The 22,014-nt window shown below is 66.2% G+C and carries 18 protein-coding genes; 6 read left to right on the forward strand and 12 right to left on the reverse strand.

Annotated elements, in window-relative coordinates:
- Positions 1–2: 2 nt before the first annotated feature.
- The 5 genes from AA0Z93_RS04565 (at position 3) to AA0Z93_RS04585 (ending at position 6,338) form a co-directional block, all read left to right on the forward strand.
- Positions 3–1,214 carry an acyl-CoA dehydrogenase family protein gene (locus AA0Z93_RS04565; RefSeq protein WP_413046202.1) on the forward strand — a complete coding sequence of 404 codons (1,212 nt, stop codon included), beginning with the start codon at positions 3–5 and terminating at the stop codon, positions 1,212–1,214.
- Positions 1,215–1,320: 106 nt separating this feature from the next.
- Positions 1,321–2,499, forward strand: a complete 1,179-nt coding sequence (locus tag AA0Z93_RS04570; protein WP_413046201.1) for an MFS transporter — start codon at positions 1,321–1,323, stop codon at positions 2,497–2,499.
- Entirely contained in the window at positions 2,483–3,550 is a 1,068-nt protein-coding gene (locus AA0Z93_RS04575; protein WP_413046200.1) for a glucuronyl hydrolase, read from the forward strand. Before AA0Z93_RS04570 ends, AA0Z93_RS04575 begins: the two co-directional genes overlap by 17 nt.
- A 209-nt stretch (positions 3,551–3,759) precedes the next feature.
- Positions 3,760–4,773, forward strand: a complete 1,014-nt coding sequence (locus tag AA0Z93_RS04580; RefSeq protein ID WP_413046199.1) for an extracellular solute-binding protein — start codon at positions 3,760–3,762, stop codon at positions 4,771–4,773.
- Positions 4,773–6,338 (forward strand): ABC transporter permease, encoded by a 1,566-nt coding sequence (locus tag AA0Z93_RS04585; protein WP_413046198.1) that lies wholly within the window; start codon positions 4,773–4,775, stop codon positions 6,336–6,338. The genes AA0Z93_RS04580 and AA0Z93_RS04585 overlap by 1 nt, the downstream gene beginning before the upstream one ends.
- 87 nt (positions 6,339–6,425) lie before the next feature.
- Here the strand turns inward: AA0Z93_RS04585 and AA0Z93_RS04590 are convergent, their stop codons facing one another.
- The 12 genes from AA0Z93_RS04590 to AA0Z93_RS04645 all read right to left on the reverse strand — a co-directional run bounded on the left by AA0Z93_RS04590 (position 6,426) and on the right by AA0Z93_RS04645 (position 20,868).
- Entirely contained in the window at positions 6,426–8,360 is a 1,935-nt protein-coding gene (locus AA0Z93_RS04590; protein WP_413046197.1) for a methyl-accepting chemotaxis protein, read from the reverse strand.
- A 215-nt stretch (positions 8,361–8,575) separates the two neighbouring features.
- Positions 8,576–9,868, reverse strand: coding sequence for an adenylosuccinate synthase (locus AA0Z93_RS04595; protein ID WP_413046196.1), 1,293 nt, complete (start codon positions 9,866–9,868; stop codon positions 8,576–8,578).
- Positions 9,869–9,919: 51 nt separating this feature from the next.
- A complete protein-coding gene (locus tag AA0Z93_RS04600) occupies positions 9,920–11,107 on the reverse strand; it encodes an ATP phosphoribosyltransferase regulatory subunit (RefSeq protein WP_413046195.1) in 1,188 nt (395 codons plus the stop codon).
- A 278-nt stretch (positions 11,108–11,385) separates the two neighbouring features.
- Complete coding sequence (gene hflC / locus AA0Z93_RS04605) at positions 11,386–12,255, reverse strand: protease modulator HflC (protein WP_413046194.1); 870 nt, start codon at positions 12,253–12,255, stop codon at positions 11,386–11,388.
- A complete protein-coding gene (gene hflK / locus AA0Z93_RS04610; RefSeq protein ID WP_413046193.1) occupies positions 12,255–13,442 on the reverse strand; it encodes an FtsH protease activity modulator HflK in 1,188 nt (395 codons plus the stop codon). The genes hflC and hflK overlap by 1 nt, the downstream gene beginning before the upstream one ends.
- A 96-nt stretch (positions 13,443–13,538) precedes the next feature.
- Positions 13,539–14,840: a ribosome rescue GTPase HflX gene (gene hflX / locus AA0Z93_RS04615; protein WP_413046192.1), complete on the reverse strand. Its 1,302-nt coding sequence runs from the start codon at positions 14,838–14,840 to the stop codon at positions 13,539–13,541.
- A 12-nt stretch (positions 14,841–14,852) separates the two neighbouring features.
- On the reverse strand, positions 14,853–15,113 hold the full coding sequence (gene hfq / locus AA0Z93_RS04620) for an RNA chaperone Hfq (RefSeq protein WP_313731273.1): 261 nt from the start codon (positions 15,111–15,113) through the stop codon (positions 14,853–14,855).
- Positions 15,114–15,206: 93 nt separating this feature from the next.
- A complete protein-coding gene (gene miaA, locus AA0Z93_RS04625) occupies positions 15,207–16,178 on the reverse strand; it encodes a tRNA (adenosine(37)-N6)-dimethylallyltransferase MiaA (RefSeq protein ID WP_413046191.1) in 972 nt (323 codons plus the stop codon).
- Between the two features lies 1 nt (position 16,179).
- Positions 16,180–18,099 (reverse strand): DNA mismatch repair endonuclease MutL, encoded by a 1,920-nt coding sequence (mutL, locus tag AA0Z93_RS04630; protein ID WP_413048349.1) that lies wholly within the window; start codon positions 18,097–18,099, stop codon positions 16,180–16,182.
- A gap of 2 nt (positions 18,100–18,101) precedes the next feature.
- Positions 18,102–19,535: an N-acetylmuramoyl-L-alanine amidase gene (locus tag AA0Z93_RS04635; RefSeq protein WP_413046190.1), complete on the reverse strand. Its 1,434-nt coding sequence runs from the start codon at positions 19,533–19,535 to the stop codon at positions 18,102–18,104.
- Between the two features lie 11 nt (positions 19,536–19,546).
- Positions 19,547–20,020 carry a tRNA (adenosine(37)-N6)-threonylcarbamoyltransferase complex ATPase subunit type 1 TsaE gene (gene tsaE / locus AA0Z93_RS04640; RefSeq protein ID WP_413046189.1) on the reverse strand — a complete coding sequence of 158 codons (474 nt, stop codon included), beginning with the start codon at positions 20,018–20,020 and terminating at the stop codon, positions 19,547–19,549.
- Positions 20,008–20,868 (reverse strand): NAD(P)H-hydrate dehydratase, encoded by an 861-nt coding sequence (locus AA0Z93_RS04645; protein WP_413046188.1) that lies wholly within the window; start codon positions 20,866–20,868, stop codon positions 20,008–20,010. Before AA0Z93_RS04645 ends, tsaE begins: the two co-directional genes overlap by 13 nt.
- A gap of 65 nt (positions 20,869–20,933) precedes the next feature.
- Between AA0Z93_RS04645 and queG the strand changes: the two genes are divergently transcribed.
- Positions 20,934–22,007, forward strand: a complete 1,074-nt coding sequence (gene queG / locus AA0Z93_RS04650) for a tRNA epoxyqueuosine(34) reductase QueG (protein WP_413046187.1) — start codon at positions 20,934–20,936, stop codon at positions 22,005–22,007.
- Positions 22,008–22,014 lie beyond the last annotated feature (7 nt).

Consider the following 22,014-nt stretch of genomic DNA (forward strand, 5'->3'; position numbering starts at 1 on the left):
ACATGCAGCACGCCAGTCAGGATCTGGACGCGTTGCGCCAACGGGTGCGCCAGTTCGTCGAGCAGCAGGTGCTGCCCAACGAACTGGCCCTGGGCGCTTGCGACGAGGCCGCAACGGCCTTGACCCGGGCGTTGCAGCAGCGCGCCCGCGCGGCTGGAATCTTCGGCAACTTCTACCCGCTCGCCGACGGCGGACGGGTGGCGAGCCTGCGCGACTACCTGCCGATCGCCGCCGAAGAAGGCCGCAGCGAGTTCGCCCCGGCGATCCTCGGCGGCGATGCCACGCTCGATGCCTACATGCTGGGCCAGCACGCACGGGGCGCCTTGCGCGAGCGCTTCTTCGTGCCTCTGGTGCGTGGTGAGGCGCTGCCCTGCTATGCGATGTCCGAGCCCGACAGCATCGGCTCGATCCCGGCCACCCTCGCCAGCCGCGCGCGTTGGCAGGGCGACCACTGGCGGCTGAACGGCCGCAAATGGTTCATCTGCCGCGCCGGCCGCGCCGACTTCGCCACGGTCATCGCGCGGACGGCGGACGGCGCGCTGGATGGAGCCTTGACCATGCTGGTGGTGCCGCGCGAGGCGAGCGGCTTCGAATTCGTCCGCCCGCTGGCCTTGCTGGGCCGCCAGCAGGGCCAGGGTGAGCTGCGTTTCGACGACGTGCGGATCGAACCCTGGCAGGTGCTCGGACGACCCGGCCAAGGCCTGGCGCTGATGCAACAGCGCCTGGGCCTGGGCCGACTGCTGCGCGCAGCGCACTGGCTGGGCCTGGCGCAGCGCTGTTTCGACCTGCTCTGCGCGCGCGTGCATTCGGCCCGTGGCCAGCAGGCGCGGCTGGCCGACAAGCAACTGCTGCGGGCGCGGGTGTACCGGGTGTATCGCGACATCGCCGCTGCGCGGGGCTTGTTGCACGATGCGGCGGACGGCTTCGACCGTGGCGAGCACGACGCCATTGCCGTCAACCTGGCCAAGTTGGCGGCCTCGGACGCCTTGTCGGGCGCTGTGGATTCGGCGGTCCAGGTGATGGGCGCCGAAGGGCTCAGCGAGCTGTCGCCGCTATCGGGCATCTACCGTCAGGCACGTACCACGCACATCCTCGACGGCACCGACGACGCGCTGATCAGCACGATCGGCCGTGACCTGCTCAAGGCCAGCGCACCCGGCGCGCCGTCCCATTTGCCGGGGCTTGCCCCCACCCTCGACGAGGCCCTGGCATGACGGCGCTACGGCGCCTGGTCACGCCAGGCACAAAGCCTTTCAAGACGTTGCACACGGTCGCGGCCTGCTGCGCGGCGCCTTCACTTTGCCCATGCGAGGCCATCACATGAACAGACACCTCCCCCTCGCCGCCCTGCTCACCTGCGCCATGGGCCTGCCGATGATGGTGTTCTACGCCTTGGGCATACTTGGGCCGCAACTGGTCGCTGACTTGGGCATCGCCCGCGAGCACCTGGGTTGGTTGACCACCAGCGCCTTCGGTCTGGCCGCGCTGCTGTCGCCCTGGGCTGGCACCTGGGTGCAGCGCATCGGCTCGCGCCGTGGGCTGCTGGCGCTGTTTCTGCTGGTGGCGCTGTCGTTCGGCTTGTTAGCGGTGCTGCCAGGATTCGCCGGTGTGGTCGTCGCGCTGCTGTTCTGCGGCGTCGCCCAGGCGCTGGCCAACCCGGCCACCAACCAAGCCATCGCCCAGGCCAGCGAGGCCCCCAAAGCCACGCTGGTCGGGATCAAGCAGGCCGGCGTGCAAGTCTCGGCCCTCCTGGCAGGGCTGCTGTTGCCCTCTTTGAGCGGCTGGCTGGGCTGGCGGATGGCGCTGGCATGCTGGGCGCCCTTGGCGCTGCTGCTGGCGGCCTGGGTCATGCTGCGCTTGCCCACGGCGGCGCAGACTGCCAAACCCAGCCTGCGTTTGAGCGCTCCGAACGGCTGGCTGCGCCGGCTGATGGCGATCCAGGCCTGTGCCGGGTTGTGCCTGTCGGCGTTCATCACCTTCTTCGGCGTGTACGCCAGCAGCTTGGGCGTGTCGGCGGCGAGCATCGGTCTGATGGTCAGCACGTTCGGCGTCATGGGCATCGCCTCGCGCCTGCTGCTGACGCCGCTGGGCGCACGGCTGGCGGACGAAACCGTGCTGCTGGGCGGGCTGTTCCTGCTGGGCCTGGGCACGCTGCTGGTGATGCAGCAGGCGACGCCGTTGCGCCATTGGCCGTTGTGGTTCGCAGTGATCGGTATGGGTTTGACGCTGGTGGCGAGCAATGCGGTGGCCATGGGCATGCTGCTACGCGAGCCGGCTTTCGGTGGCGTAGCGAGCAGCGCAGGCATGCTGTCGCTGGGGTTCTTCGGCGGTATCGCCCTCGGCCCACCGCTGTTCGGCGCCATGCTGCGCCAGCCGGGCGGCTTCGCGGCGGCCTGGCTGTTGCTGCTGGCCGCACTGTGCCTGGGCGCGGGTTTGTGCCGCAGCCTGTACCGGGCACGACGTCATGGCGGGGCGCCAAGCCATGCCGGCCATGCGTGAACCCGGCACCCAGACGCCCTGGCACGTGTTCGAGGCAGACAAGGCCGAGGCGGTCGACATCCTTAACACACGCCTGGACGGCATCGCCGACCACTGCGGCGAGCTGTTTCCACTGTATCGCCCAGCCGACAGTGCCGTGTGGAAGCTGTCGCGTCGCGGCTCCTGGCTGGGCGGTCTGTGGAGCGGCTGCTGGTGGCAACGTGCGGCGCAGAGTGGCTCGCCGCGGCACTTGGCGCATGCCCGCGCGAGCTGCCAGCGGCTCGAGTCCATGCTGGCCGAGCCTAGCCTCAACCGCAGCTTCGTGTTCGCCTACGGCGCGGCCCTCGGTAGCGAACGCATGGAGTGCCCAGAGGCCCATGCGCTGGCCGTTCGCGCCGCCGCAGCGTTGGCCGAGGACTACCGGCCCGCACTAGGGGGCTGGCTGCTGGGTCCAGGCCTTGGCGCTGGCGAACATGGTGCGCGCACCCTCGACATCGACGCCCTGGCACCGACCCTGGCGTTGCTGCACCTGCCAGGCGATGATGGGTTGCAGGCGATGGCGCACAGCCATCTACGACTGTGCCTGCGCCATCTGGCGACCGCCTCCGGCGCCTGGGCCCACCAGTCCAGTATTGGCCTGGACGGCGTCTGGCAGACCGCTCGACCCGGCGCCTGGGCGCGTGGCCAGGCGTGGGCCATGCTCGGTCTGGCCGAGGCGGTGAGGCACATGGGCGATGCCTATGCCGAGCCTGCCGAGCAGGCATGCCGGTACTGGATGCGGCGCTGGGGTGAAGCGGCCTGCGGCGCGCTGCCCGATCCGGCCGAGCTGGACGGATGCGCCGTGGCAATCGCCTCCTTGGCGTTGCTGCGGCTGGCGCGCTTGCTGCCCGAATCGGCCGCCCTGCGCGAACAGGCCTGCCGACAGAATGCCCGACTGGCCGCCCAGGTCCGGGAAACGGGGTGCTTCGCCGGGCACTACTACCGCACCGGCGCACAATCGCAATGCGTCGAGTCGCCATGCGCCAGCTTCTTCCTGCTCGAAGCGTTGGCCGAGGATCTGCGTGGCGCATGAAGCCGCGCGGGTAGCCCGCCGCCGCCTCCCCAGGTCATGACGCCTCGGCAATTGCGCCGAACCACGGAAACCTGCGCGCAGCCTCGAACCCGGGCACGTGACAGGAGGGTCGCAAGACGCGAATGAATTTTCTTCCATGCGGCCACTTGAGAAACGATTTCGTTTACCATTGTTTCCAAATATGTTGCCGTAAGCGAGGAAAGACCCGCATGACGATCCGTTCGAATTCGCTGATGCGTACCCTGGCCGCCGCCGTACTGGGCCTGGCCATCGGTGCGCCAGCCGCCATGGCCGCCGACCCGGTGACGCTGACCATGTACAACGGCCAGCACAAGGAAATCGGCGAGGCCATCGCCAAGGCCTACGAGGCCAAGACCGGCATCCATATCGATATCCGCAAGGGCAGCAGCAACCAGCTGGCCAGCCAGATCATCGAGGAAGGCGACCGCTCGCCGGCCGACATCATCTACACCGAAGAATCCCCACCCCTGAACAACCTGGGCGAGCTGGGCCTGCTGGCCAAGATCGACCAGACCACATTGGACATGCTGCCCAAGGAATACGTAGCCGCCAACGGCACTTGGATGGGCGTGACCGCACGTACCCGTGTGGTGGTGTTCAACCCCAAGAAGATCGACGAGAAAGACCTGCCCAAGACGGTGATGGACTTCGCCAACCCCGAGTGGGACGGCCGCGTCGGTTTCGTGCCCACCAGCGGTGCGTTCCAGGAACAGGCCGTGGCGATCCTCAAGATGCACGGTCGGGAAGCGGCCGAAGAGTGGCTGACCGGGCTCAAGGCCTTCGGCAAGACCTACACCAACAACATGGTCGCCCTCAAAGCCGTGGAAAAAGGCGAAGTCGCCGCCGTGCTGGTCAACAACTACTACTGGTACGCCCTGGAGCGCGAGCGCGGCAAGCTCGACTCCAAGCTGTACTACCTCGAAGACGGCGACGCCGGCGGCCTGGTGACCATTTCCGGCGCTGCGGCAGTCAAGGCCAGCAAGCATCCCAAAGAAGCCCAGGCGCTGCTCAACTGGATGGCCAGCGAAGAAGGCCAGCGGGTCATCACCCAGACCACTGCCGAATACCCGCTGCACAAGGGCATGGTTTCCGACCGCGGCCTGAAGCCGTTCGAAGACCTGCGTCCGCCGAAGATCACCCCTGCTGACCTGGGCAATGCCGAAGAAGCGCTGGAACTCGAACGTGAGGTCGGTCTGCTCTGATGACTGCCGCCCTGCCTACCCGCGCCACCCTGCGTTACGTACCGCGGCGCAAGCGCCCCTCGATCTGGGTGGTGCTGCCCGTCCTGTTCTTGGTGGCGATGAGCGCGTTGCCGTTGCTGTATGTGGCCATCAAAGCGTGGGAAGCGGGTTGGCAGGAGGCGCTGCACCTGCTGTGGCGGCCCTTCGTCTGGGGGTTGCTGCGCAACACCCTGTTGTTGCTGGCAGGCGTCACCGCGCTGTGCATCGTCGTCGGCATGGCCCTGGCCTGGCTGCTCGAACGCAGCGACCTACCCGGCCGCCGCCTATGGGGTGTGGTGCTGTGCCTGCCGTTCGCGGTGCCGTCGTTCGTCAGCAGTTTCACCTGGGTGTCGCTGAGCGCTGACTTCGAAGGCTTGGGCGGGGCGATCTTCGTGATGGCGCTGTCCAAATACCCGCTGATCTTCCTGCCGGTGGCGGCGACCTTGCGCAACGTCGACACCTCGCTGGAGGAGTCGGCGCGCACCTTGGGTTGCAGCCGCTGGGGCGTGTTCTTCAAAGTCACCCTGCCGCTGCTGTGGCCGTCGATGCTGGGCGGCGCGCTGTTGATCGCGCTGCACATGCTGGTGGAATTCGGTGCGCTGTCGATCCTTGGCCTGCAAACCTTCACCACGGCGATCTACCAACAGTTCGAACTGGAATTCAGCAACGCCAACGCCGCCATGCTTTCGGCGGTGTTGCTGGCGCTGTGCCTGGTCATGCTTTGGCTGGAGCTGCGGGTGCGCGGCAAGGCCCGCCACGTGCGCATCGGCCAGGGTGTCGCGCGGCGTGCCGCGCCGGTGCGGCTCAAGGGCTGGACGCCACTGGCACAAGCGTTCTGCCTGGGGCTGGCGGTGCTGGGCAGCGGTATTCCGTTGGCCATGCTGGGCTATTGGCTGAGCGTAGGCTCCTCGGCCGCTTTCCCGGTGGCGGAGATCGGCAAGGCATTGCTCACCTCGCTGTCGGTGTCGCTCGGTGGCGCGGCGTTCTGCGTGCTACTGGCGTTGCCGATCAGTTTCCTGGTGGTGCGCTACAAAGGCCGCCTGGCGATCTGGGCCGAGCGTCTGCCGTACCTGCTGCATGCCCTGCCGGGCCTGGTGATCGCGCTGACCCTGGTGTTCTTCGCCCTGCACTACGTGCCGGCGCTGTACCAGACCACGGCGCTGCTGATCCTGGCCTATGCCCTGCTCTTCCTGCCGCTGGCCCAGGCGCCAGTGCGCACGGCCTTGAACAAGGCCTCGCCGACCCTGGAAGAAGCCGCACGCACCCTGGGCGCCAGCAGTCTGGGCGCATTCTGCCGAGTCACCCTGCCGATCATCTTCCCGGCCCTGGCCGCCGCCTTCGCCCTGGTGTTTCTCGATGCCATGAAGGAGCTGACCGCGACCCTGCTGCTCAGCCCCACGGGCATGACCACCCTGGCCACCGAAGTATGGGCGCACACCGCCAACGTCGAGTTCGCCGCAGCGGCGCCCTATGCGGCGTTGTTGATCCTGGTGTCGGGCTTGCCGGTGTACCTGCTGACTACGCGGATGTATCTGAACAGAGCCTGATGAGCCGGCGCCCAAGGGCGACGCGGTTCGAATCTCCCTTCCACGCAACGTCCGAGACGGCGCAGCCGCCTCGGACGCCTGCACCTTTCACGCCTTGAACTGCCCGAGGCTCGCCCGTAGCTGCCCTGCCAGATCGTCCAGCACTTTGCTGCTGGCGGTGGTCTGCATCACCACCGCCGCCGAACGCTCGGCCTGGGCATGGATGGTTTCCACCCGACCGCGCACCGCCTGCGCGCCGCTGGCCTGCTGCTCGGCCGCGCGAGTGGCCAGGCCGATGGCGGCGTGCACCTGCTCCACGGCCGTTTGCACCGATTGCTGACGACGCTCGTTGTCACGCAGCACCTTCAACCCTTCACTGGCTTTCAACCCGGCCTGACCGATCGTGGCCACGGCGTCCCTGGCACCTTGTTGCAGCGCGGTGATGTGCGCCTGGATATCGCCGGTGGAGCTTTGCGTTTTGCTCGCCAACGCACGCACCTCATCGGCCACCACCGCAAAACCGCGGCCGGTCTCACCCGCGCGCGCGGCTTCGATCGCAGCATTGAGCGCCAGCAAATTGGTTTGCTCGGCGATGCCGTGGATCACCGTCAGCACCACCTCGATCTGCTGGCTCTGCTGGGCCAGGCGCTCGATCACCTGCGAGCCGGTGTCCACCTGCCCTGCCAGGTTTTCGATCAGACCGGCCAGTTGCGTGGAGCTGCGGCTGTTCTCGTCGGTGGCTTGGCGAATGTCCACCACCTGCTGCAAGGCCGCTTGCATGGCCTGGCTTTCCGCTTGCGCCTCGTCGGCCATGCTCGACAGGTCGCGCAGGCTGGCCGCCACCTCGTCACGCTGCAACGCAGCAGCGGTATCGGCACCGGCGTTGCGTTGGGCCATGGCATCGATCTCGACACCGGTGCGCTGCGCGACGGCGCCCGCCTCGCGTACGATCGGTTGCAGCTTGTCGATGAAACGGTTGACCGCCGAGGCCATGTCGCCCAGTTCGTCGCGGCTGTCGAGCGGCACACGGCGGGTCAGGTCGCCTTCGCCGGCGGCCAGGTCGTCGAGCGCGGCGATCAGCAGGCGCACCTTGCTCAAGACCCGACGCCCCAGCACCACGGCCACCAGCAACAGCACACCCAGCCCGATCACCGCAAGCGTCAGGCCGATGCGCCAGCGCAGCTCGCTGGCGGCCTGGCGTACCGACTCGGCGGTGTTGGCCTGCATGGCGGCGGCGCTGGCCTGGGCTTTTTCCAGGCGCTGGCGCAGCACGTTGCCGCTGTCCGAGGCTGCGCCGGCCAGGCTGTCTTCGACCAGTTTGCCGCCGCTGCCGATCAAAGCGGCGAAACGCTGGTCGAGGGCCTTCAGTTCGTTGTCGATGGCGGCCGTGGATACACCCATCAACACTTTGCCGATCTCGACGCCGTTAGGGTTGATCGACGCCTCGACGAAGTACACCGCAGGATCGCGGCGCGCCGCCTCCAGCACCTTGTCCAGCGCGCGTTCGCCCTGGCCTTTTTCCAGCAACGCCTGGTTGATCGGGTTCTGCCGGTTGAGATAGCGGGTCAGGTGCTGGCCCTGGGCGTCGTCGTAGATCACGAACAGCACGTTGGGGTTACGCTGCGCGCGCCGGGCGAAATCCGACAGCACCGGTACGTCGTTGTCCCAGATCGCCCGCGGCGCCACCGAGGCGAGCAATTGCGCCATGTCGTTGGCCGACTCCTTGAGGTTGTTCTCCAAGGTGGTGCGCAGCTGCTGCTGTTCGCTCTGCAAACGGGCAGACAGACCGGCGCTCAATCGTTGCCGAGTGCTGTTGGACAGCCCGTCCAGGCCCGAGCGCACCTCTTGCCCGGCTTGTTGCAGCTCGTTGGCCAGCTCGCGGCTGTCATCGCCGAAACGCTTCTCCAGGTCCGATTCCAGCGAGGTGACGGTACTGCGGGTCAGCACCACCGCGACCAGCACCTGAACCAGCAGAGCGATACCCAGGGCAACAAACACAGGCCGCAACAGGCGGCTTCGTAACAATGAAAGGATGGCAGACACGGTGTAACCCTCGTGTTTCTGGCGCCACTATTTTGATGGCATCGACAGAAATTTCTTACAGCAAGGGTTATGCCGTTAACGGCGTCGTTTACACGAAGGCCTAGGGCTTGTCTGAAAAGCCGCCTTGGTCTTCGTTAGCTTGGGATTTTCCGGCACCTACGAAAACGCCGCGCCCCTTTCGGAAGCGCGGCGCCTGGTCGATCAGCCGAAGCGGATCAGGCGAACGGATGGCGCAGCACGATGGTTTCGTTGCGGTCCGGGCCGGTGGAGATGATGTCGATCGGCGCGCCGATCAGTTCCTCGATGCGGGTGATGTAGGCACGCGCGTTGGCCGGCAGGCCGTCGAGGCTCTTCACGCCCAGGGTCGACTCGCTCCAGCCCGGCAGCGTCTCGTACACCGGCTGCAGGCCGATGTAGCTGTCGGCGTCGGTCGGTGCTTCGATCACATCGCCTTCGGCGTTCTTGTAGCCCACGCAGATGTTGATGGTCTCCAGGCCGTCCAGCACGTCCAGCTTGGTCAGGCAGATACCCGAGATGCTGTTGACGTCGATGGCGCGACGCAGGATGACCGCATCGAACCAGCCGCAACGACGGGCACGCCCGGTGGTGGAACCGAACTCGTGGCCGCGCTTGGCCAGGGTGGCGCCGGTGTCGTCGAACAGCTCGGTGGGGAACGGACCGGAGCCGACACGGGTGGTGTAGGCCTTGGTGATGCCGAGGATGTAGTCGATGTACATCGGCCCCACGCCGGAGCCGGTGGAGATGCCGCCGGCGGTGGTGTTGGAGCTGGTGACGTAGGGGTAGGTGCCGTGGTCGATGTCGAGCAGCGAACCTTGCGCGCCTTCGAACATGATGTCTTTGCCGGCGCGGCGCAGGTTGTGCAGTTCGGCGGTGACGTCGAGCATCATCGGCTTGAGCTGCTCGGCGTATTCCATGCACTCGTCCAGGGTCTGCTGGAAATCGATGGCCGGCTCTTTGTAGTAATTGACCAGCTGGAAGTTGTGGTAGTCCAGCAACTCACCGAGCTTGGCGGCGAAGCGCTCGCGGTGGAACAGGTCGCCCACGCGCAGGCCGCGGCGTGCGACCTTGTCTTCGTAGGCAGGGCCGATGCCACGGCCGGTGGTGCCGATCTTGGCTTCGCCACGGGCTTTTTCACGGGCCTGGTCGAGGGCGACGTGATAGGCCAGGATCAGCGGCGCGGCGGGGCTGATGCGCAGACGCTCGCGCACCGGTACGCCCTTGTCTTCGAGCTTGGTGATTTCGCGCATCAGCGCATCGGGCGCGACCACCACACCGTTGCCGATCAGGCACTGCACGCCTTCGCGCAGGATGCCCGAAGGGATCAGGTGCAGGACGGTCTTCTCACCGTCGATCACCAAGGTATGGCCTGCGTTGTGGCCGCCTTGGTAGCGCACTACGGCAGCGGCGTGTTCGGTCAGCAGATCGACGATCTTGCCTTTGCCCTCATCACCCCACTGGGTGCCCAGGACGACGACATTCTTACCCATGATACTTGTCCTCATTCGCAAACTTGGTGCCGGCAACGGCCGACGCAGAAACTAAAGGGCGAGCGGCAGTACCTGCCAGTGCCCGTCTTGCTGAATCAGTTGCCGATCGCAATCGGCCTCCACCGCCGCGCTCAGCGGCTGGCCCGGCAAAGCCTGGACCACACGCTGGCCTTGGCCACGCAATTGGCAGACCTGCTGCCAGAGCGCAGTGTCGTTGCTGTCGGGCATCCAGATGCCACCGTTGGGCAACTGCACTTCGGCGCGACCCAGGGTCACCAGGGTCTTGAGGTCGGTGGAGAAGCCCGTGGCCGGACGGGCGCGACCGAAGTCGGCACCGATGTCGTCGTAGCGACCGCCCTGGGCGATGGACTGGCCTACGCCCGGCACGAACAGCGCGAACACCACACCGGTGTGGTAGTTGTAGCCGCGCAATTCGCCAAGGTCGAAGTACAGCGGCAGGTCAGGGTAACGGGCGGCAAGACGATCGGCGATGGCCAGCAGATCGTCGAGCGCCGCCAGCACGCTGGCCGGGGCACGGCCCAGGCGCACCCGTGCTTCGTTGAGCACTTCGCGACTGCCGCACAGCTCGGTGAGGGCGCGCAGCATGGCGCTCAGGTCGTGTGGCAGGCCGGTGGTCAGCACGTGCACTTCGTCGACCGCCTTGCGTTGCAGGGCATCGAACAGCTGTTGCTCGACCGCGCCGGACAACCCGGCGGCACGCGCCAGGCCGCGGTAGATGCCGACGTGGCCAAGGTCCATGTGCACATCGGCAACGTCGGTCAGCTGCAACGTAGCGAGCATCAGGCTGATGACTTCGACATCGCTGGTGGGGCTGGCATCGCCGTACAGCTCGGCGCCCAGTTGGATGGGGCTGCGCGAAGTGGAAAGCGCGCGTGGCTGCGCGTGCAGTACGCTACCGGCATAGCACAGGCGGCTGGGGCCTTCGCGGCGCAAGGTGTGGGCATCGATGCGTGCGACCTGCGGGGTGAAGTCGGCGCGGAAGCCCATCAGGCGACCGGACTGCGGATCGACCACCTTGAAGGTGCGCTGATCCAGGTCCTGGCCGGCGCCGGTCAGCAGCGATTCCAGGTACTCGATATGGGGGGTGACGACCAGCTCGTAACCCCAGCTCTGGAACAGGTCCAACACCTGGCGGCGCGCGATTTCGATGCGCGCCGCTTCAGGTGGCAGTACTTCCTCGATGCCATCTGGCAGAAGCCAGCGGTCTACCGTTGCCATGACGCCATTTCCCCTCTGGTCCGGGCGGTCTGCCCGTGGGCAGCCTTGATTGAAGCAGGTATTGACGCACAGCAGCGGGCAGCACTGAACCCAGCGCTGCCACCGTACCAACACCCTGTGAATACGTTGCGCCTTGACGAAGCAGGTCCGACGCGTGACGCGAATGGACCTTGCAGACGCAAAAAAGCCGGGGATTTCCCGGCTGCCTGATCATACACCCCTTTTGATTCGGGATGCACCCCGCCGGGCGTTTTAGCTGCCCGGCGGAGATGGATCGCTTACGGCTTGCTCTTGTCCAGGTAACGGAAGAACTCGTTCTTCGGGTCCAGGACCAGCACGTCGCTCTTGCTGGAGAAGCTTTCGCGGTAGGCCTGCAAGCTACGGTAGAACGCGTAGAAATCGGCGTCCTGGCCATAGGCCTTGGCGTAGATGGCGGCCGACTGGGCGTCGCCATCACCACGGGTTTCTTCCGCTTCGCGGTAGGCTTCGGCCAGCAGCACACGGCGTTGGCGATCGGCGTCGGCACGGATGCCTTCGGCCAGCTCGTTACCCTTGGCGCGGTGCTCGCGGGCTTCACGCTCACGCTCGGTGCTCATGCGGTCGAACACGCTGCGGTTGACTTCCTTGGGCAGGTCGATGGCCTTGACGCGCACGTCGATGACCTCGATCCCCAGCTCCTTGTTGGCCATGCGGTTCAGCGAAGCGGTGATGTCGGCCATCAACGCGTCACGCTCACCGGACACCACTTCATGCAGCGTGCGTTTACCGAACTGGTCACGCAGACCACTTTCCAGACGACGCGACAGACGCTCGTCGGCGATCTGCTTCATGCCGGAGGTGGCGGTGTAGTAACGCTCGGCGTCCTTGACCCGCCATTTGGCATAAGCGTCGACCATCACGGCCTTCTTCTCGAGGGTCAGGAAACGTTGGGTCGGCGCGTCGAGGGTCATCAGGCGGGCGTCGAACTTGCGCACCTGGTTGACGTACGGCACCTTCACATGCAGGCCGGGCTGGACATCGGCCTGGACCACGCGACCGAACTGCAGCATGACCGCACGCTCGGTTTGCGCGACGATGTAGAAGCAGTTCCAACCGACGATGACGACCACCACGAGGGCGATCAGGGCGAACAGCGATTTATTGCTCATCAGCGGCTCTCCCTGGTGCGTGGCGCCTGTTGCTGCGATTGCGAGTCCTGCGCGGCACGAGCGGCGGCGTCGTTGTTCGACGACGACGCACCGGCCGAGGTACTAGGCGCGTTGCGGCTGCCTTCGACCATCTTGTCCAGCGGCAGGTAGAGCAGGTTGTTCTGCCCGTCCTTGGTCGAGATCAACACCTTGCTGGTGCTGCTGTAGACCTCTTGCATTGTCTCCAGGTACAGGCGCTGACGGGTGACGTCGGGGGCCTTGTTGTACTCGGCGACCAGCTTGGTGAAGCGGTCGGCCTCACCCTTGGCGCGGGCGATGACTTCGTCGCGGTAGCCGTTGGCGTCCTCGATGATGCGCTGCGCCTGACCACGGGCCTCCGGCACCACGCCATTGGCGTAGGACTCGGCCTGGTTGCGGGCACGTTGCTCGTCTTCGCGGGCGCGGATCACGTCGTCGAAGGCTTCCTGCACTTCACGCGGAGCTGCCGCGCTCTGTACGTTGACCTGGGTGACGGTGATGCCGGTACGGTAGGTGTCGAGGAAGCGCTGCAGACGCTCGCGGATGTCCACGGCCATCTGTTCGCGGCCTTCGGTCAGCACCTGGTCCATGGAGGTCGAGCCCACCACGTGGCGCAGGGCACTGTCGGTGGCGTGTTGCAGGCTGATCTCGGGTTGGTCGACGTTGAGCACGAAGTCCTGCAGGTTGGAGATCTTGTACTGCACGGTCAGTGGCACCTCGACGATGTTCTCGTCTTCGGTGAGCATCTGCCCCTGCTTGGTATAGGCCCGCTCGCGCGTGACGTTCTCCATGTACTTGCGATCGATCGGCGGGAAGTAGATGTTCAGGCCGGGCCCCACGGTTTCGTGGTACTTGCCGAAGCGCAGCACGACGGCCTGCTCCTGCTCGTCGACCACGTACACGGCGCTGTACAGCCAGATGGCCGCCAGCACGGCCAGGCCGATGCCCAACAGGCCCAGGCCACCGCCCTTGCCAGCGTTGCGGTCGCTGCCGCCACCGCCACTGCGTTTCTTGCCGCCGAACATGCCATTGAGGCTGTCTTGCAGCTTGCGGAAGGCTTCGTCGAGATCCGGTGGTCCCTTTTTGTCGCCACCGCCGCCGCCGCCACCGCGTCGACCGCCCCAGGGATCTTGATTGTTCGAGTTGCCACCCGGCTCATTCCAAGCCATAGCGCTCTCCATCTGATAAAGCAAAGACGCGCCCACGGCGCGCCGGCCAATGCTACAGAATGCCTGATATCACTGCCCGAACACTGCTACGGGCATTTATTGCAAAGTGTGTTGCGCCACGAACGCCTGTGGCTCGTGCCCGTCGCGGGTGACCAAACGGTTGAGCTCGACCCAAGGCAGACGCACGCTCAAGAGGCTGCTACCGTCTTCGTCGTGAGTCTCGCTCTGCACGGCGCCCATGGAAAAGAACTGTGCACGCAAACGGGCGAATTGCTGCCCAAGGCGCAACGTACCGACGAACAGGTCATCACCCAGCAACTCGGCGATCGCCTGGCCCACCAGCTCCAGACCACGCCCATCGCGCGCCGACACCCAGACCCGCTCCGGCTTACCGTCGGCATTGCGCTGGATCTGCGGCTCGACCTCTTCGAGCAGGTCGAGTTTGTTATACACCTCGAGGATCGGCAAGCCTTCGGCACCGATCTCGCCCAGCACTTCCAATACCTGTTCGATCTGCTCCATGCGCTCGGGCTCATGGGCATCGATCACGTGCAGCAGCAGGTCGGAATTGCTCGATTCCTCGAGCGTCGCGCGGAACGCTTCGACCAGCTTGTGCGGCAGGTGGCGAATGAAGCCTACGGTGTCGGCCAGCACGATCGGGCCGAGGTCTTTGAGCTCCAGACGCCGCAGGGTCGGGTCGAGGGTGGCGAACAGCTGGTCGGCGGCGTACACGTCCGAGGTGGTCAAGGCATTGAACAACGTCGACTTGCCGGCGTTGGTGTAGCCCACCAGGGATACCGAAGGGATGTCGGCGCGACGCCGACCGCGGCGGGCCTGCTCACGCTGGCTGCGCACCTTCTCCAGACGCGACTTGATCTGCCGCAGACGCACGCGCAACAGACGACGGTCGGTTTCCAGCTGGGTCTCGCCCGGGCCGCGCATGCCGATACCGCCCTTCTGCCGCTCGAGGTGGGTCCAGCCGCGCACCAGACGCGTGCTCATGTGCTCGAGCTGGGCCAGTTCGACCTGCAGCTTGCCCTCATGGGTACGGGCGCGCTGGGCGAAAATGTCGAGGATCAGCCCCGTCCGGTCGAGCACACGGCACTCGAACACACGCTCGAGGTTGCGTTCCTGACTGGGGGTGAGGGTGTGATTGAAGATGACCAGATCGACGTGCTCGGCCTTGACCAGGTCGCGCAGTTCCTCGACCTTGCCGCTGCCGATGAGGAACTTGGCTGTAGGCTGATGGCGCGTCACCGTCGACAGCTGGACGATGTCGGCGCCTGCCGACAGCGCCAGTTCCTGGAACTCCTGCGGGTCTTCGCGCGCCTCAGGGTTCTGACCTTCCAAGTGAACGAGCAGCGCCCGTTCACCACCACCGTGGCGCTCAAAGAACAATGCGGGCTCCTATCAGGCGTTGCCTGGTTCGCTGTCACCTGACTCGGTATCGGACGGGCTTGGCAGACGTACCGGACGGGCCGGGACGACGGTGGAAATGGCGTGCTTGTAGACCATCTGGCTGACGGTGTTCTTCAGCAGTACCACGAATTGGTCGAAGGACTCGATGGAGCCTTGCAGCTTGATCCCGTTGACGAGGTAGATGGATACCGGGACCTTTTCTTTTCTCAAGGTGTTCAAGTAAGGGTCTTGTAGCGAATGCCCTTTTGACATATGCCGCACTCCTGTAAGGATCAATAATAGAAATTCTGGAAAAACTACGAATTCTGCCGACCTTCGCAAGGATAGCCGGCAATAGGCGGGGACTCAGCTCAATATGGAGACGCTTCCCAGGTATTTCAAGGTGCGGGACAGATTGTCGCAGGCCAGGCTGTCCAGCCAGTGTACGTCGGACCAGCCGCGCAACCAGGTGAACTGCCGCTTGGCCAATTGGCGCGTGGCGATGATACCGCGTTCCTGCATCTCATTCTCATCCAGTTTGCCATCGAGATGGTCCCAGACCTGACGATAGCCCACCGCCCGAATGGACGGCAGGCCGGTGTGCAGATCCGCTCGATCTCGCAGCTTTCGGACCTCGCCGACGAAGCCCTGTTCCAGCATTTGAGAAAATCGTAACGCAATTCGCTGATGCAGAATGTGACGATCTGTAGGCGCGATGGCCAAGCTGGCGACAGTATAGGGTAAATGCCCGGTCGCGCCTGCGTCTGCGTCGCGACTTTCAGCCAATTGACGCGCGCGGTGGGCGGTCATGCTCAGGCCACTGACGCGGTACACCTCCAGCGCCCGGATCAAGCGTTGCGGGTCGTTGGGGTGGATGCGCGCGGCCGACACCGGATCGACCTCGGCCAATTGCCGGTGCAGCGCCTCGAGCCCTTGGGTCTGCGCCAGGTGTTCGAGTTCGGCGCGCACGTGGGCGTCGGCGGCAGGCATGTCCGCCAGCCCGTCGAGCAGCGCCTTGAAATACAACATGGTGCCACCCACCAGCAGCGGAATGTTGCCGCGTGCGGTGATCTCGGCCATGGCTTGCAGGGCATCGCGTCGGAACTCGGCCGCTGAATAGCTCTGGGCCGGGTCGAGGATGTCGATCAGCCGGTGCGGGTGCGCCGCCAAGGTGGCCCGGTCGGGCTTGGCGGTACCGATGTCCATGCCGCGGTAGACCAGCGCCGAATCCACGCTGATCAGCTCGCAGGGCAGATGGCGGGTGAGTTCGATGGCCAGGTCGGTCTTGCCGGCTGCCGTCGGGCCCATCAGGAAGATTGCAGGGGGGTTGCCGCTCATGTCATCGACCGCGAAGGAACAGTTTGTCCAGATCGTCCACACCCATCTGGGTCCAGGTCGGCCGGCCGTGGTTGCATTGGCCGCTGCGCTCGGTGGTTTCCATGTCGCGCAGCAGGGCGTTCATCTCGGGCAGGGCCAGGCGGCGGTTGGCGCGAATGGCGCCGTGGCAGGCCATGGTGCCGAGCAGCTCGTTGAGGTGTGCCTGGATACGGTCGCTGGTGCCGTATTCCATCAGGTCGGCCAGCACGTCCTGCACCAGACGGTTGGCCTCGGCCTGCTTGAGCAGCGCGGGAATCTGGCGGATGGCCAGGGTTTCCGGGCCCAGGCGCTGCAACTCGAAGCCCAGGCGCTGGAACCACTGCGCATGCTCTTCGGCACAATCCGCCTCGCGCTGGCTCATGGCCAGGGACTCGGGCACCAGCAACGGTTGGCCACTGAGCCCTTCGCTGGCCATGGCCACCTTCAAGCGCTCGTACATGATCCGCTCGTGGGCGGCGTGCATGTCCACCAGCACCAGGCCCACGGCGTTCTCGGCGAGGATGTAGATGCCCTTGAGCTGCGCCAGGGCGAAACCCAGCGGGGGAATGTCGCCTTGCTGCTCGGGCAGCGCCGCCGCAGCGGGCGCGCCGTTGTCCAGGGGCGCGAAGTACTCGCGGTACACCGCCTTGGCTTCGGCCAGCGGCATCGACTGCGGCGCACGCGGGGTGTACTGGTAGCCGTAACCTGAGCCTGCGCTACCGCCGTTCGCTGCCGGTGCCGCGTAGGGTTGCACCTGGGGCTGCCCTTGGGATTGCTCCAAGGTCGCAGCGGACAGGCGCATCTCGCCCTGGCCGCCGAACTCGCCGGCTTGCAGCCCGGTAGGCCGCACCACTTCGCTGCTGGCGGCAGGTGCCGGCAGTTGGTCTTCGGGCCGCACCTCGGCGATGGCGCGATACAGGGTGCTGTAGAGAAAGTCGTGCACCATGCGCCCTTCGCGGAAGCGCACCTCGTGCTTGGTGGGGTGCACGTTGACGTCGACGCCGCTCGGCTCGAGTTCGAGGAACAGCACGAAGGTCGGGTGCCGGCCGTTGAACAGCACGTCGCGATAGGCCTGGCGCACCGCGTGGGCGACCAGCTTGTCGCGCACGGCGCGGCCGTTGACGAAGAAGTACTGCAGGTCGGCCTGGCTGCGTGAGAACGTCGGCAGCCCTACCCAACCCCACAGACGTACGCCATTGCGTTCGACGTCCACCGGCAGGGCCTGTTCCAGAAAACCCGGCCCGCAAATGGCGCCCACGCGCCGCGCGCGGCTGACTTCGTCCGACGCCTCATGCAGGCTGAGCACGCTCTTGCCGTTGTGGCGCACATGGAAACCCACGTCGAAACGGGCCAGGGCCAGGCGCCGGATGACTTCCTGCAGGTGATCGAATTCGGTTTTCTCGGTCTTGAGGAACTTGCGCCTGGCCGGGGTATTGAAGAACAGGTCGCGCACTTCCACCGACGTGCCGACCGGGTGCGCTGCCGGTTGCACCCGGGGCGCCATGTCGCGGCCTTCGGTTTCCACCTGCCAGGCTTCGCTGGCACTGGCGGTGCGCGAGGTCAGAGTCAGGCGCGACACGGAGCTGATCGAGGCCAGCGCTTCGCCGCGAAAGCCGAGGCTGAGCACGCCTTCGAGGTCTTCCAGCTCGCGGATCTTGCTGGTGGCGTGGCGCGCCAGCGCCAGCGGCAGGTCGTCGGCGGAAATACCGACGCCATCGTCGCGCACGCGCAAGAGCTTGACGCCGCCTTGCTCGACTTCGATGTCGATGCGCCGCGCGCCGGAGTCCAGGCTGTTTTCCAACAACTCCTTGGCCACCGAGGCCGGCCGCTCGACCACTTCGCCTGCGGCGATCTGGTTGGCCAGCCGCGGGCTGAGCAGTTCGATGCGCGATCCACCGCCCATCATTATTGCGCCGCCAGCGTGGTGGCGGGGATGTTCAGGTGCTGGCCGACTTTCAGCTCGTCGCTGCGCAAGCCATTGGCCGAGCGCAGGCTGGCCACGCTCACCTGATAGCGCACGGCGATCATGGCCATGGTTTCGCCAGGACGCACCGTGTGGTCGCGCGGGCCTTGTGCGATCTTGCCGCTGTCGCGCAGCCAGGCGATGTAGGTACCCGGCGGCGGGTTCTGCTGGAAGAACTGGCGAAGGCCCGTGTGGATCGAGCGGGCCAGCGCCTGCTGATGGCTGGGCGTGGCCAGCTTGTTGGCTTCGTTGGCATTGGAGATGAAGCCGGTTTCTACCAGGATCGACGGGATGTCCGGCGACTTGAGCACCATGAAGCCGGCCTGCTCGACGCGTTGCTTGTGCAGCGAGGTGATGCGGCCCATGTTGCCCAGTACCTTCTGCCCGACGTTGAGGCTGGAGCTGAGGGTGGCGGTCATCGACAGGTCGAGCAGGACGCCTGCGAGCATGCGGTCCTTGTCGTCCAGGCTGACGTTGCCAGCGCCGCCGATCAGGTCGGAACGGTTTTCCGTGTCGGCCAGCCAGCGTGCGGTTTCCGACGTGGCGCCACGGTCGGACAGGGCGAACACCGAGGCGCCGAAGGCGGCCTTGGACGGCGCGGCGTCGGCGTGGATCGAGACGAACAGGTCGGCGCCTTTCTTGCGGGCGATCTCGGTGCGCTTGCGCAGCGGAATGAAGTAGTCGCCGGTACGGGTCAGCTCGGCGCGGAAGCCTTTTTCGCTGTTGATCTGGCGCTGCAGTTCCTTGGCGATCTGCAACACGATGTCTTTTTCGTGCTGGCCACGCGAGCCGGAAGCGCCCGGGTCTTCGCCGCCGTGGCCGGCGTCGATGGCCACGACGATGTCGCGCTTGCCGTTGGGCACCGGCTGCAGCTTGATTTGCGGCCGCGCCGGGGTAACCGGCACGGCTGGGGTGTTGTCCGGCGGGATCACGCTCGTCACCGGCGCGGGCGCCGGCGTGCTGGCGGCGATGGCGTCGGCTTCCTGGTCGTACAGGTCGACCACCAGGCGATTGCCGTACTGCGCATTGGGCGCCAGGGTGAAGCTCTTGGGCGTGACCGCCTTCTTCAGGTCGATGACCACGCGCAGGTCGGTCGGGGTGCGTTGCGCCGAGCGCACGCTGGTGATCGGCGTATTGGAGGTGGCGGCATTCAGCGACCCGCCGAGGGTCGTACCGTTGATGTCGATGACCAGCCGGTCCGGGGCGCTCAGGGTGAACACGCTGTGCTGCACCGGGCCCGACAGGTCGAAGACCAACCGCGTGTTGTCCGGCGCGCGCCACAGGCGCATGCTCTTGACCTGCGTGACGGCCAACGCTTGCAGAGCCACTGTGCTGAGCAACAGCCCAACCACGGCGGCCAGTGCGCGTATGCGCATACCTACCCCACTCACTTGTGATTATCGGCGGCCAGAGCGGCACACCATGCTTGGCCACGAGGGCTGTGTGGCGCCAGAACCAGCGAGCGACCGCCCGCCTGGGCGCTCATGGTAATGGTCAGGTCAGGCTTTGGCAAAAAGCCTGCACCCTTTTCGGGCCACTCGAACAGACACAGGGCGTTTTCTTCGAAATAGTCGCGAATGCCCATGAACTCGAGCTCTTCGGGATCGGCCAGGCGGTACAGGTCGAAATGGTAGACGCGTTGCGCGCCGATCTCGTACGGCTCGACCACGGTGAAGGTCGGGCTTTTCACCGCACCCGTATGCCCCAGGCCGCGGATCAGCCCGCGCGACAGGGTGGTTTTGCCGGCGCCCAGGTCGCCCTCCAGAAAGACGATGCCGTGGCCGCCCGTGATCGCGGCCAGGCGCGCGCCAAAGGCGACAGTGGCCGGCTCGTCGGCCAGAAAAAGGGTTATGCCTGACACGTTGAATGTTCCTCTAGCAGCTCTCGAATGACCGGTATCACATCACTGGCCGCCAGCCCCCTGCCCCGCCCGCCGAGCCGTTCGCCCGCGCAGGCGTGCAGCCAGACGCCGAGTGACGCCGCCTGCCAGGCGCCCAAGCCTTGGGCGAGCAATGCGGCCAGCACGCCGGTCAGCACATCGCCGAAGCCGGCGCCGGCCATCGCTGAGTGACCACGCTCGCATAGCGCCAGTTCCCCGTCCGGCGCGGCGATCAGGGTACCGGCGCCCTTGAGCACGCACACGCTGGAGTGGCGGCGCGCCAAAGTACGGGCGGCCCAGGGACGGTCGGCCTGCACCGCTTCGGTGGAAATGCCCAGCAGCCGCGCGGCTTCGCCCGGATGTGGCGTGAGGATGCTGCCGGCCGGCAGGGCCAGCGGGGCGCTCGCCAGCAGATTCAGCGCATCGGCATCCCACACTTGCACAGGCTCGCTGCGCGCCACCGCCGAGAGCAGGCTGCGGCCCCAGGCGGCCTGGCCCATGCCCGGACCGACCACTACCACCGTAGCGCGCTCCAGCACGCCCATCAGTTGATTGGCCGAATGCACACCCAGGCACATGCTTTCCGGCAACCGCGCCAGGCTCGCCGGCACATGCTCCGGGCGCGTGGCCACGCTGACCAGGCCTGCGCCGCAGCGCAGCGCGGCCTCGGCGCTGAGCAGCACCGAGCCACCGGTGCCCAGGTCGCCGCCGACCACCAGCACGTGGCCGAAATCGCCTTTGTGGGCATCGGCCGGGCGTGGCGCCGGGCCTGCGAGGTCGTGGCCGAGCAGCACGCGAGGTGCATCATGGCTGTGTTTGGTCTGGGGCATAAGGTCAAGGGCTCCGATGTCTGGCAGAATTATACGCACCTGAGCCCGTATTGCCTTACCCATCCATGTCCGCTTCCCTGCCCGACCTCACCACACTGACCCAGTCGATCAAAGATTGGGGCCGCGAACTCGGTTTCGCCCACGTCGGCATCGCCGGCATCGACCTTGGCGAGCACGAACGGCACCTCGAGCGTTGGCTCGACGCCGGCTACCACGGCGAGATGGACTACATGGCCGCCCACGGCAGCAAGCGTTCGCACCCCGCCGAACTGATCCCCGGCACCCTGCGCGTGGTTTCGCTGCGCATGGACTACCTGCCCGGCGACACGCGCATGGCCCAATTGCTGGCGCAACCCGACAAGGCCTACGTGTCGCGCTACGCACTGGGCCGCGACTACCACAAGCTGGTGCGCAAGCGCGTGCAGCACCTGGCCGAGCGCATCCAGCAGGCCATCGGCCCGTTCGGCTACCGCGCCTTCGTCGACAGCGCGCCGGTGCTGGAAAAAGCCATCGCCCAAGAAGCCGGGCTCGGCTGGATCGGCAAGAATACCCTGCTGCTCAACCGCAAGGCCGGCAGCTACTTCTTCCTCGCCGAGCTGTTCGTCGACCTGCCGCTGCAGGTCGACGCCGCCCAGGCCAGCGAACACTGTGGGCGCTGCAGCGCGTGCCTGGAGATATGCCCGACCCAGGCCTTCGTCGGCCCCTACGTGCTCGACGCGCGGCGCTGCATTTCCTACCTGACCATCGAACTCAAGCACGCCATTCCGGTGGAGTTGCGCCCCTTGATCGGCAACCGCGTGTTCGGCTGCGACGACTGCCAGATCGTCTGTCCGTGGAACCGCTTCGCCAAGCCCACCCGGGAAAACGACTTCATGCCCCGCCACGGCCTGGACAACGCCGACCTGGCCGAGCTGTTCCTGTGGGACGAAGCGCGCTTTCTCAGCCTGACCGAAGGCTCGCCCCTGCGCCGCGCCGGCTACGAGCGCTGGTTGCGCAACCTGGCGGTGGGCCTGGGCAACGCGCCTTCGACCATTCCCGTGCTCGAAGCGCTGAACGCGCGCCGCGAGCACCCGTCGGCGCTGGTCAGGGAGCACGTCGAATGGGCGCTGGCCGAGCACCGGCGCCGTGGCGAGGGGTGACCGCCGC

Source organism: Pseudomonas phoenicis (assembly GCF_047302395.1).
GTDB lineage: Bacteria > Pseudomonadota > Gammaproteobacteria > Pseudomonadales > Pseudomonadaceae > Aquipseudomonas.

Excerpts from the sequence above, each read along its gene's own strand:
- AA0Z93_RS04565 (WP_413046202.1), top strand. The coding sequence starts at position 3 with ATGCAGCACGCCAGTCAGGATCTGGACGCGTTGCGCCAACGGGTGCGC.
- AA0Z93_RS04570 (WP_413046201.1), top strand. The coding sequence starts at position 1,321 with ATGAACAGACACCTCCCCCTCGCCGCCCTGCTCACCTGCGCCATGGGC.
- AA0Z93_RS04575 (WP_413046200.1), top strand. The coding sequence starts at position 2,483 with ATGCCGGCCATGCGTGAACCCGGCACCCAGACGCCCTGGCACGTGTTC.
- AA0Z93_RS04580 (WP_413046199.1), top strand. The coding sequence starts at position 3,760 with ATGACGATCCGTTCGAATTCGCTGATGCGTACCCTGGCCGCCGCCGTA.
- AA0Z93_RS04585 (WP_413046198.1), top strand. The coding sequence starts at position 4,773 with ATGACTGCCGCCCTGCCTACCCGCGCCACCCTGCGTTACGTACCGCGG.
- AA0Z93_RS04595 (WP_413046196.1), bottom strand. The coding sequence starts at position 9,868 with ATGGGTAAGAATGTCGTCGTCCTGGGCACCCAGTGGGGTGATGAGGGC.
- AA0Z93_RS04600 (WP_413046195.1), bottom strand. The coding sequence starts at position 11,107 with ATGGCAACGGTAGACCGCTGGCTTCTGCCAGATGGCATCGAGGAAGTA.
- hflC (WP_413046194.1), bottom strand. The coding sequence starts at position 12,255 with ATGAGCAATAAATCGCTGTTCGCCCTGATCGCCCTCGTGGTGGTCGTC.
- hflK (WP_413046193.1), bottom strand. The coding sequence starts at position 13,442 with ATGGCTTGGAATGAGCCGGGTGGCAACTCGAACAATCAAGATCCCTGG.
- hfq (WP_313731273.1), bottom strand. The coding sequence starts at position 15,113 with ATGTCAAAAGGGCATTCGCTACAAGACCCTTACTTGAACACCTTGAGA.
- miaA (WP_413046191.1), bottom strand. The coding sequence starts at position 16,178 with ATGAGCGGCAACCCCCCTGCAATCTTCCTGATGGGCCCGACGGCAGCC.
- mutL (WP_413048349.1), bottom strand. The coding sequence starts at position 18,099 with ATGGGCGGTGGATCGCGCATCGAACTGCTCAGCCCGCGGCTGGCCAAC.
- AA0Z93_RS04635 (WP_413046190.1), bottom strand. The coding sequence starts at position 19,535 with ATGCGCATACGCGCACTGGCCGCCGTGGTTGGGCTGTTGCTCAGCACA.
- AA0Z93_RS04645 (WP_413046188.1), bottom strand. The coding sequence starts at position 20,868 with ATGCCCCAGACCAAACACAGCCATGATGCACCTCGCGTGCTGCTCGGC.
- queG (WP_413046187.1), top strand. The coding sequence starts at position 20,934 with ATGTCCGCTTCCCTGCCCGACCTCACCACACTGACCCAGTCGATCAAA.